This is a genomic window from Nostoc sp. UHCC 0251, from assembly GCF_034932245.1.
Taxonomy (GTDB): domain Bacteria; phylum Cyanobacteriota; class Cyanobacteriia; order Cyanobacteriales; family Nostocaceae; genus Nostoc.
Genome location: NZ_JAYGHD010000515.1, coordinates 1 through 2,343 on the forward strand (window position 1 = coordinate 1; position 2,343 = coordinate 2,343).

Sequence of the window (2,343 nt, forward strand, 5' to 3'; positions counted from 1 at the left end):
GCTTATTCCATAATACTTTTGACTTTTGACTTTTGACTTTTGACTTCCGCCTTGCTGTACTAGGGTGTCGTTTGCGGTGAATTAGTAGCATTAGGAAATGGGAGAACTGGCACAATTACAGGTTTAGGCTTTGATATTTCGCCTTGTAGTTGAATTTGGGCTTGATTGCGCCCGTCTATTGCTTGTTGGTAATTAGGCTTGTATTTTATTGCTTGATCGTAAGATGCGATCGCATCTTTAAACCGATTCAAATTTAATAAAGCATTGCCTCTGCTATACCAGCTTTCGGAATGGTCTGGTTTATAACGAACTGCCTTATTATAAGAAGCGATCGCATCTTCGTATTTTTGCAAAATGTATTGGGAATTCCCCAGATTATACCAGAGTTGATAATTATTTTGCTTAATTGTTGCTGCTTTGTTATAAGCTTTTATTGCTTCTTCATAGCGTTGAGTTTGATGCAGCGACCAGCCCAGATTATACCAAGCTTGATAGTTGCTAGGATTGTATTTAATTACTTGATTAAAAGATTCAACTGCTTCTGGATAACGTTGTAAATTGAGCAGTACATTACCTCTTGAAAACCAGGCTTGATAATAATTTGACTTATATTGTACAGCTTTATCATAAGCTGGAAATGCGTCTTTGTAGCGTCGCAAATTGACTAGAGAATTTCCCCAATTATACCAAGCTGGCTCGTAGTCTGGTTTTAAATCGACGACTTTTTCGTATGCCGCGATCGCTTCTTCGTATAGGTTAGAATTTTGTAAAGCTAATCCTTTCTTATACCAAGCTTCGTAATTATCTGGTTTAAATTCAATCGCTTTATCATAAGATTTAATTGCTTGGTCATATTGGCTTAAATTACTAAAAGCTTCACCCTTCGCATTCCAGACTTCCGAGCTTTCATTGTTTAATTGTAAGGCTTTGTCAAAAGAGGCGATCGCTTCTTGATATCGTTGTAAATTTCCCAATACAAAGCCTCTTCCACTCCAAGCTTCAAAATAATCTGGCTGATTTTGAATTGCTTTATCATACGCCGCTAACGCATCTTTGTATTTTTTTAATTTAGCCAGCGCTTTGCCTTGACCATTCCATCCTTGAGCATAATCTGGTCTAATATCAACGGCTTTTTCATATACTTCTAATGCGTCTTGATAGCGTTGCAAATCAAAAAGGGTATTTCCTTGCTTGGATAATTCTATGGCGTTATTTGAATTAATGTGGTTTAAAATGAATATTGATGCTACTCCACTGACCCCAATTAAAAATATTGCTAGTAAAATTTTACCCAATATACCTTTTTTAGGTTGAGGTTTATTTATATTTTTTGGTGGAGAAATAGGAGTTAATGCAATTGTCTGGTTGGGTGGTTGTGTTAACTCTTTCAGCGCTTGTAGTGCTACCGTTGCCGAAGGATAGCGTTGCCGAAAGTCGTAGCACACCATCTTATCTAAAAATTGAGCGAATTCTGGCGTTACCGTGGCTTGCTTGTGCCAGATAATTTCATTAGTATCATCATCTTTTTCTATTTCCTCTGGTGATAATCCAGTTAGAGCTTGAATACCAATGATTCCCACAGCATAGATATCACTGCTTAATTTTGGCGTACCATGAGCTTGTTCTCCAGGAATATATCCAGGCGTACCTATAGCAACAGTACCTTTAGTTAAGCCTTCGGGAAGAATCATCTGGGTAGTAATTTGTTTAACTGCACCAAAATCAATTAAGATTAGTTTGCCATCTGGGTGGCGTCTGAGGATATTTCGCGGATTGACATCACGATGGATTACATTCTGTTGATGAACAAATTCTAAGATTGTCAAAAGTTCTTGTAAAAGTGAAGTTACTTGCTCTTGACTCAGGGTTTTACCTGGGATTAATTCTTGACTCAGGTCATGCCCTTCGATCAATTCCTGTACGAGATAAAATTCGGCGTTTTCCTCAAAGTAAGCTAAAAGTTGGGGAATGCGATCGTAAGTTCCTAATTTATACAGAACTTGTGCTTCTGTATCAAATAAACGCCTAGCTGTCTCCAAAGTTACGGGATCACTTGCCTGGGGTTTAAGTTTCTTAACGACACATAGAGGTGAACCGGGTAATTGGGTATCACTTGCCACAAAAGTTTCACCAAAACCCCCACCTCCCAAGTTACTAATAATTTGGTATCTTCCTACAAGTGTGTTTCCCAGCATCTCGTTTGCCTAGTTAAGTGCGATGCGATCTGATTTCAATCTTGCCACACGTTTAGGGGGATAGGGGGAGTGGGGAGTGGGGGAGCAGGGGAGGCAGGGGAGCAGGGGAGGCAGGGGAGGCAGGGGAGGCAGGGGAGGCAGGGGAGGC

At 39.7% G+C, this 2,343-nt stretch carries 1 protein-coding gene; it reads right to left on the bottom strand.

The annotated features are described in order from the left end of the window. Positions 1-59 precede the first annotated feature (59 nt). Positions 60-2,195 carry a serine/threonine-protein kinase gene (locus tag VB740_RS36450; protein ID WP_323204671.1) on the bottom strand — a complete coding sequence of 712 codons (2,136 nt, stop codon included), beginning with the start codon at positions 2,193-2,195 and terminating at the stop codon, positions 60-62. Positions 2,196-2,343: the final 148 nt, after the last annotated feature.